Origin of the sequence: Polaromonas sp. CT11-55 (assembly GCF_047303325.1) — a bacterium.
Taxonomy (GTDB): domain Bacteria; phylum Pseudomonadota; class Gammaproteobacteria; order Burkholderiales; family Burkholderiaceae_C; genus Polaromonas.
Genome location: NZ_JBKBEX010000031.1, coordinates 47,274 through 55,185 on the forward strand (window position 1 = coordinate 47,274; position 7,912 = coordinate 55,185).

7 protein-coding genes are annotated in these 7,912 nt (G+C 65.7%); 1 reads left to right on the top strand and 6 read right to left on the bottom strand.

Translation table 11 applies throughout. The features are described 5' to 3' along the window. Positions 1 to 8: 8 nt before the first annotated feature. Complete coding sequence (pyrE, locus tag ACEN8I_RS21495) at positions 9 to 761, bottom strand: orotate phosphoribosyltransferase (RefSeq protein ID WP_413330648.1); 753 nt, start codon at positions 759 to 761, stop codon at positions 9 to 11. 10 nt (positions 762 to 771) lie between these two features. On the opposite strand from pyrE, the gene ACEN8I_RS21500 reads away from it, so the two are divergent. Continuing rightward, positions 772 to 1,638, top strand: a complete 867-nt coding sequence (locus ACEN8I_RS21500) for an exodeoxyribonuclease III (RefSeq protein WP_413330649.1) — start codon at positions 772 to 774, stop codon at positions 1,636 to 1,638. A 223-nt stretch (positions 1,639 to 1,861) separates the two neighbouring features. Here the strand turns inward: ACEN8I_RS21500 and ACEN8I_RS21505 are convergent, their stop codons facing one another. From ACEN8I_RS21505 to ACEN8I_RS21525, 5 genes are all read right to left on the bottom strand, one after another. Then, complete coding sequence (locus tag ACEN8I_RS21505) at positions 1,862 to 2,248, bottom strand: response regulator (RefSeq protein ID WP_413330650.1); 387 nt, start codon at positions 2,246 to 2,248, stop codon at positions 1,862 to 1,864. A 6-nt stretch (positions 2,249 to 2,254) separates the two neighbouring features. Next, complete coding sequence (locus ACEN8I_RS21510) at positions 2,255 to 5,152, bottom strand: PAS domain S-box protein (RefSeq protein WP_413330651.1); 2,898 nt, start codon at positions 5,150 to 5,152, stop codon at positions 2,255 to 2,257. Positions 5,153 to 5,173: 21 nt separating this feature from the next. Next, on the bottom strand, positions 5,174 to 5,515 hold the full coding sequence (locus ACEN8I_RS21515; RefSeq protein WP_413330652.1) for an Hpt domain-containing protein: 342 nt from the start codon (positions 5,513 to 5,515) through the stop codon (positions 5,174 to 5,176). Between the two features lie 300 nt (positions 5,516 to 5,815). Then, positions 5,816 to 6,973, bottom strand: a complete 1,158-nt coding sequence (locus ACEN8I_RS21520; RefSeq protein WP_413330655.1) for an HPP family protein — start codon at positions 6,971 to 6,973, stop codon at positions 5,816 to 5,818. A gap of 27 nt (positions 6,974 to 7,000) precedes the next feature. Then, entirely contained in the window at positions 7,001 to 7,843 is an 843-nt protein-coding gene (locus tag ACEN8I_RS21525; RefSeq protein WP_413330653.1) for a M48 family metallopeptidase, read from the bottom strand. Between the last annotated feature and the right edge of the window lie 69 nt (positions 7,844 to 7,912).

Consider the following 7,912-nt stretch of genomic DNA (forward strand, 5'->3'; position numbering starts at 1 on the left):
TCGACTCCTTAATCCACGCCGTAGCGTTCCCGGTAGGCCAGCACGGCCTGGTAGTGCGTCTTCAGAGACAGTGCATCGGAATTGTTGGACCCCGGCGTGTCGCCCTGTGCTGAGAGATATTGCAGCAAGTCGGTCAGGCGCGCAATCGCGCAAACCTGAAGGCCCAGGTGTTTCGTAACATATTGCACGGCACTATGACTCACGTCCACGCCGTTTTCCGTGGCCTTCTCCTGGCGATCCAGCGCCAGCGCCATCGCGTGGGGAACGGCGCCGGCGGCCCGAATGATGGCGATCGATTCGCGCGCGGCCGTGCCGGCGGACATCACGTCGTCGATGATGAGCACGCGGCCCTTGACCGGCGCGCCGACCAGCGTGCCGCCTTCGCCGTGGTCCTTGGCTTCCTTGCGGTTATAGGCAAAAGGGTAGTTGCGCCCCAGCCGCGCGAGTTCGATGGCCACCGCCGCGGCCAGCGGGATGCCCTTGTAGGCCGGCCCGAAAATCATGTCGAAGGCCAGACCCGTGCGCTTTTCCTCGGCCAGCAGATGGCGCGCATAGAATTGCGCCAGCCGTCCCAGCTTGGCCCCGTCGTCGAACAGGCCGGCGTTGAAAAAATACGGGCTCATGCGCCCAGCCTTGGTCTTGAATTGCCCGAAGCGCAGCACGCCCGCCTCCACGGCGAACTGCACGAATTCCTGTGCCAGCGCGCCGTCCGCGGAAGTTGCCCCGTTCCTGTTGTCCTGTTGTTGCCCTGCCGTGCTCATTGGAAGTCCCATGTTTAAATTGACCAGCCTCAACCTCAACGGTATCCGCTCCGCGGCCAGCAAAGGCCTGTTGGACTGGGTTGCACAGTCCATGCCGGATTGTATTTGCGTGCAGGAGCTCAAGGCCCAGGCGGCCGACATGAGCGGCCGTTTTGAGGAAATTGCCGGCCTCAAAGGTTATTTTCATTTCGCCGAGAAGAAAGGCTATTCGGGCGTGGGCATCTACACGCGCCATGAGCCCAGCGACGTGATCGTGGGCTACGGCTCGACCGAATTCGACGCCGAAGGGCGCTATGTGGAGCTGCGCTTTGACAGGCCCGGGCGCAAGCAAAGCCCCAAACTCTCCATCATCAGCTGCTACTTCCCCAGCGGCTCCTCGGGCGAGGAACGCCAAGCCGCCAAATTCCGCTTCCTGGCCGAGTTTTACCCGCGCCTGCTGGCCCTGAAGGAAACGCGCGATTTTGTGCTGTGCGGCGACGTCAACATCGCGCACCAGGAAATCGACCTGAAGAACTTCAAGGGCAACCGAAAGAACAGCGGGTTCCTGCCCGAGGAACGCGCCTGGATGACAGAACTGCTGCGCGACGCCGAACTCGCCAATGAGGCGGTCCAGGAGCTGACGGAGCGCACCGGCCCTTCCATCAGGGGCGGCGGCATGGTCGACGTCTACCGCAAGCTGCAGCCCACAGCGACCGATGCGGCCTACACCTGGTGGAGCAACCGCGGCCAGGCCTATGCAAAGAACGTGGGCTGGCGCCTGGACTACCACCTGGCCACACCCGCCTTCGCGGCGCTGGCCCGCAGCGAGCACATCTACAAGGAACAGCGCTTTTCCGACCACGCGCCCATGAGTGTGGACTATGAATTCAAACTATGACCCCCGCCCAGGCTCACTGCGTGTAGCCCGTCCCCCCCTTCCAGGGGGCGGCGCCTTGGGCCGGCAAAGCCGGACCCTCGGTCCCCGCTGGTGAAATACCCCCGCTGGTTACGCCCTGAACTCTTCATACAAGCCGGGGCCGCGGAACCGGCTTTGCCGGGCCGCAGGCGCAGCGGCCCCCTCGGGGGGCAGGGAGCTACACGCAGTGAGCGACCGTGGGGGCCTAGTTCTGTTCTGCCCAGATCCGCTGGATCTGCGTGGACAGCTCCATGGGATCGAAGGGCTTGGGAATCACCTCCAGCGCGCCCAGGCCCTTGTAGACCGCCACCTCGGCGGCCTGCACCTTGGCGGTCATGAAGATGACCGGCGTGCCGGCCGTGGCCGGCAGCTGGCGCAGGCCCTTGAGCGTGGTGGGGCCGTCCATGCCGGGCATCATGACGTCCAGCAGCAGCAGGTCGGCCCCGGCGCCGGGCGCGGCATCCAGCGCCTCCTGGCCGGAGGCGCAGGCGATCACGGTGAAGCCTCCCACGGCTTGCAGCGCCATCTGCGCCACCATACGGATGTCGGGCTCGTCTTCAACATAGAGGATGCGGTTCAGTGGTTTGGTCATGATGGTTCAACTCAAGGCTTGGGGACGGGTTGGGCCCGGATCGCCGGGAATCTGAAGGACTCGCTGAATTGTATTAAGCAGTTCGGTGTTTGAGGTATGGGCCTTGACCAGGACCGCGTCGGCATACCGGCCGTCCGAGGCTTCCACGTCGCCGGCCGAGAACACGATCACCGGCGGGCGCGGATCCAGCGCGTCGATGTCCTCGAACAGGTCCCAGCCCGAATGGCTGCCCAGCGCCAGGTCCAGCAGCACCAGGTCGAAGGTATGCTCGCGCAGCAGGGCGCGGGCCTCGTCCAGCGTGGCGGCGAATTCGAAGCTCGCGAATTCCTGGGCGATGGCGGCGGTGATGCGCTGGATGTCCAGGTCGTCTTCGACATGCAGGATGCGCGGCTTGCCCGAGTCCAGGCTGGCGACGGCGCGGCGCAGGCTGTGCACCAGCAGGTGCTCGTCGATAGGTTTTTTCAGCCAGTCCGAGACCGTGTGCGGCTTGCGGTTGAATTGCAGTTCGCCCTGCTCTGCCATGGCCGAGATGACCACGACGGGCAAGTTGCGCGTGCTCTCGTCCTCGCGCAGCTGGCCAATGAAAGACACTCCGTTCTGGCCGGGCAGCTTGAGGTCCACCGTCACCGCGTCGTAGCTGTTGGAGGCCAGGCTGGCCAGCGCCTCCTCGGCGCTGTAGGTCATGTCCGAATCAAAGCCGGCCTTGCCCAGCATCATGCTGATCAGCCGGGCCACGTCGGGATCGCCCTCGCAGATCAGGATGCGCGGGCGCGACGACACCGTGGGCGGCCGCAGGGGCTTGAGCAGCGGCACCGGATTTGTCCATTCGGGCATCTCAAAAAAGAAGGTGGTACCCACGCCCGCCTTGCTGGAAAACCCGATGGTGCCGCCCATTTTTTCGACCAGGGCGCGGGAAATATTCAGGCCCAGCCCGGTTCCGCCTTTCTGGCGGGTGTCGGAGGAGTCGGCCTGCGAGAACTTCTGGAAAATTCGGGCTCTGAATTCCTCCGGAATGCCGGGGCCGACGTCGACCACCTCGGCCCGCACCTTCTGCGCCGTGCGCGAAAGCCTGACCTCCACCGGGCTGCCCGCCGGCGAAAACTTCACAGCGTTGGACAGCAGGTTGGTCAGCACCTGGGTCATGCGGTCGCTGTCGATGCGCACGTGCATCGCCTCCCCGGGCGCCCGCATCACAAGGCTCACGCCGTGCTGGCCGGCAAAGCCCTCGTTGGCGACCAGCGTCTGCTCCACCAGTTGCCGCATGTCCACCACCTGCAGGTCCAGGCGCAGCTTGCCGGATTCGATTTTTTCGCTGTCCAGGATGTCGTTGATCAGCCGGATCAGGCGCTCGCAGTTGTTTTGCGCGATGGTCACCAGGCTCTTGACGGCATCGGGCAACTGGCCTGCCACGCCGCCCGAGATCAGGCCTAGCGAACCGCGTATCGAGGTGAGCGGCGTGCGCAGTTCGTGGCTGACGGTGGAAACGAATTCGGTCTTCATGCGGTCTATGCGCTTGAGCTCGGTGATGTCGGTGCCCAGCGAGAAAAAGCCGATCACTTTGTCCGCCGCCGAGCCTTCGCCGTAGCGCGGGAAATACTGCATCGCGTAGTGCCTGCGCTCGCCCTGGGGCGTGACTTGCGTGCGCTCGTAGCGCACCGTATGCCCGCTCAGGACCTCGTCCACCTTTTCCCGCACCGTTTCATACACCTGGGGACCCAGCACGTCGGCCAGCGGCTTGCCGTCGATCTGCTCATAGCTCAGGCCGAAGTTATCCTCATAGGCCCGGTTGTGAAAGCGAAAGCGCTGGTCGGTGTCCAGGTAGGCGATCAGGGCCGGCACCGTGTCGGTGACCTGGCGCAGCTGCGACTCGCTGGCCCTCAGGGCCTTGGTGATACGCTTGCTTTCGGTGATGTCATGCATCAGGGCGGTGAACACGCGCCGCCCGCCCACCTGCACGTCGCTGAATGACACGCTGACCGGGAATTCGGTGCCGTCCTTGCGCAAGGCGAGCACTTCGCGCCCGGAAATCCGGAAGGCGCCGGGCCGCGCATGCATCATCGCGGTGAATTCCTTGTACTGGCCGCGCAGGCGCTCGGGCACCAGTTCCGAAACGTCGCGCCCCACCAGCTCACTGCGCTCATAGCCGAAGAGTTGCAGCGCGGCGGCATTGGCCTCCAGCACGATGTCCTCCGAAGTGGTGGTGATTACGGCCTCCACCATGCCTTCGGTGATGCTGCGGCTCATCGCTTCGCTGTCGCGCAGCTGGGCCTCGCCGCTTTTTCGCACCTGCTCGTAATGCTTGACCACATAGACCACCCAGCCCAGCATGACGAAAAACAAGGCACTGGCGGCCACGATGAGGCTCAGCGCCCACTGCGCGCTGCGCTCGGCCGCCGCCTGCGCGTCACGCCACTTGTAGGACTCGCGGTTGCGCGCGCCTTCGAGCAGTGCATTGGTGCGCAGGCGCAAATCACGGCTGGCCTGGCTCGCCAGGACGGCCGCCGCCGCCTCGGAACCGCCTGCCTGACGCGCCGCGATGGCCTGGTTCGCGGTCTCGGCACGCTGGTTGATCAACTCGTCAAAATCCGCCGACTCCTGCAGCACATTGGCGCGGCGCGTGCGAGCCCTGACGGCGCGCAATTCGACCCGGGCTTCCTGGAAGGCCGCCAGGTCGTCCTCGCGACCGCTCAGCAGGTACTGCCGCAGCGTGGACTCGGCCGTTCGCAGGCTGGAGTCCACTCGCTCCAGCATCACCAGCGTGTCCTCGGTCCGCACGCGGGACTGCGCCGTTTCCAGCAGGCGGCTGATGGCCATATAGGACGCCGTGCCCACCACAACCATGAGCACCACACCGCCAGCCATCGCGACCTTGATCTTTTTCAGGAAGATGGCGGAGGATGGCATGGGCAGTTCTTTCGCAAGCCTTCAGGCAGCGCCGTGAAAGCGCTGCTGCAATTGCTCAACGGCCCGGCCCACCTCGGCCTGCGCCTCGGGGGCCAGCGATTGCTCCGCGCCAACGTGGGGGCTCAGGGCCAGTTCCAGCGCCTGTGCGGCCAGCCCGAGTTCCGCCCAGCCGAAGGTGGCCGCGGAACCAGCCAGGCTGTGCGCATGGCGCTCCAGCGTCGGCAAAGCCTGGGCCAGATCCTCGCCGCGCAGAATCTGCTGCCAGAGCAACCCGACCTGCTCCAGGCGGCGCGGAAGGGAACGGGTGTAATCGGCGCGCTGCTCCTCCAGGAATGCGATCAGGGCCGGTTCGGTGCGCGTCATGGCATCGGGGTGGAGGGTGCCCGCCCATCCGTGTCCGGCCACCGCGCGAAAAAAGCGGCTTGTCCTGAAAGAAGAGGAGGGCTCATGCGGTCCATCTTAAGGCGCAAGTATCAAAAAGCAGCGTAGGACAAGTACGAGTGGTTGCCATCCTGGACGCCCCTTCAACATGGGCCCATCCCACTCGAAAATCGCACAAGACAAGTTCGTTAAACCTTATGCCTTTATATGGAGCGAGTTACATCGAAAACCGCGCGGGAAATGAATACATTTGACCTCATCCATCACACGCTTCATCCTTGATCAAGCGGCCGGGTCGGCAGCCTTCCCGAGCGCCGCGACCAGATCCGACTGGGTAATAATCCCGACCAGCCGCTCACCCTCGCCGATGATGGGGATGTGGTGGTGGCCCGTGCTGCCGAACAGCGGCACCAGTTCCACCAGCCGGCGCTGCCGGCCCGCCACGCGCACGTTGCGGGTCATGATCTGCCCTACGACCTCGGGCTTGTCCGAATACACGCTGCGCGTGCTGCGCACCAGTTGCCTCAGCTTGGCGTCAAAGCCCTCGTACAAGTCCAGGTCGGCGGCGCGCATGAAGTCCGCCACCGTGATGATCCCCGCGATGCGAAAGCCGCGGTCCACCACCGGCAGCGCCTTGATGCGGCGCTCCCTCAGCAGGGCCCAGGCCTCCTCAAGCGGCGTGCCGAATTCCACCGTCACCAGCTCACGCGACATGATGTCTTCGCAGCGCACCTCGGCCAGCTTTCGGTCGTAGGCGCGTAGCCGCGTTTCGGCCAGCAGGGCCTTGAGGTCGTCGCGGCTCACATCCAGCACCTGGTTGTAGCGTGCCAGTACGGCGTCCAGGTCGGCGTCGAGCTGCCGGTCCTGGTCCGAGGGCGCCGCGCCCGGCGGCGGCAGCTGCGTGTGCGGGTAGGCGCGCCGCGTCGCGTTGTTGTACAGGATGCCCATGAGCACCAGCAGCACCGAATTGAGCATCACGGGATAGAAGGCGAACACCGGGCTGGAGATGCCGCCCAGCACCATCATGAGCGCCGTGGCCCCGCCCGGCGGGTGCAGGCAGCGCAGCGCCAGCATCAGCGCAATGGCCGTGGCCACCGCCAGGGCCGCGGCCAGTTCGGGCGAGCCCAGCAGGTGCGCGCCGTGCACTCCGGCGATGCCGGCCAGCGCCGACAGCGTGTTACCGCCCACCACCGGCCAGGGCTGCGCCATCGGGCTCGCGGGCACGGCAAAGATCAGCACCGCGCTGGCCCCCAGCGGCGCCACCAGCCAGGGCAGGCCGGGCAGCACCCCGCCGGCCAAATGACACAGCAGCCCCGTCAGGAAGATGCCGAACAGCGAACCCGCCACCAAACGCAGGCGTTCGCGCGTGTTGATGCGGGTGCGTGCCGGGCGAAAAGCCCGCCACCAGGCGCGCGAAAAGAATGCGGCGCGCTGCGTCAAACCGGTCACCGCGGGCGGCCAGCCGGGTCAGCCGCGGGCGCGTTGGTACAGACCCTGCACCTTGGGCACATTGGCCTGCAGTTGCTGGATGCGCTCGGGGCCCGAAGGATGGGTCGAAAGAAAACTCGGGCCGCCGGCGCCGCCGCCGGCCTGGCCCATTTTTTCCCACAGGCTGACGGCCGCCTGCGGGTTGTAGCCGCCGCGCGCGGCCAGCTCCAGGCCCACCAGGTCGGCGTCGGTTTCGTCCTCGCGGCTAAACCGCAGCGTCAGCAGTTGCGTGCCTATGCTCGCGGCCAGGTCGCCGACCTGGCCCAAGCCCAGCAGCTGCGCGCCCAGCGACAGCAGGGTACCCGTACCCTGGCTTTTGGCGATACGCGCGCGGGCATGCTCGCGCAGCGCGTGGGCCATTTCGTGGCCCATGACCATGGCCGCCTCGTCGTCGGTCAATTTGAGCTGGTCGAGGATGCCGGTATAAAAGGCGATCTTGCCGCCCGGCATGCAAAACGCGTTGATCTGTTTGCTGCCCAGCAGGTTGACCTCCCAGCGCCATTGTTTGGCGCGGTCGTTCCACTGGGCGGTCTGCGGCACCAGCTTCGCGGCGATAGCGCGCAGCCGTTGCAGCTGCGGGTGGCCCTGCGGCGCCAGCGCGCCCTTGGCGCGGGCTTCGGCCAGCAGCTTGCTGTATTCCTGGGTAGCGGCGCTTTCGATCTCGTCGGCGGGCACCAGGTTGCGCAACTGGGACGCGGGCCCGACATCCACCTGAGCACGCAGCGGCGTGGTGGCGGCGGTCGCCGCGGCGCCGGCGGCGGCCAGCAAAAATGCCCGGCGGCCAGGCCAGGCGGAGTGTTTGGCATCGCATAAAAAGCACATGGGTGAATAATAGTCACAAATCGAAATGACCATGTCAGACAAAACCCCCTCCGCCGAGCTCCCCCCTCC

Bases quoted from the DNA above. Each gene is read 5' to 3' on its own strand.
- pyrE (WP_413330648.1), bottom strand. From the start codon at position 761: ATGAGCACGGCAGGGCAACAACAGGACAACAGGAACGGGGCAACTTCC.
- ACEN8I_RS21500 (WP_413330649.1), top strand. From the start codon at position 772: ATGTTTAAATTGACCAGCCTCAACCTCAACGGTATCCGCTCCGCGGCC.
- ACEN8I_RS21505 (WP_413330650.1), bottom strand. From the start codon at position 2,248: ATGACCAAACCACTGAACCGCATCCTCTATGTTGAAGACGAGCCCGAC.
- ACEN8I_RS21510 (WP_413330651.1), bottom strand. From the start codon at position 5,152: ATGCCATCCTCCGCCATCTTCCTGAAAAAGATCAAGGTCGCGATGGCT.
- ACEN8I_RS21515 (WP_413330652.1), bottom strand. From the start codon at position 5,515: ATGACGCGCACCGAACCGGCCCTGATCGCATTCCTGGAGGAGCAGCGC.
- ACEN8I_RS21525 (WP_413330653.1), bottom strand. From the start codon at position 7,843: ATGTGCTTTTTATGCGATGCCAAACACTCCGCCTGGCCTGGCCGCCGG.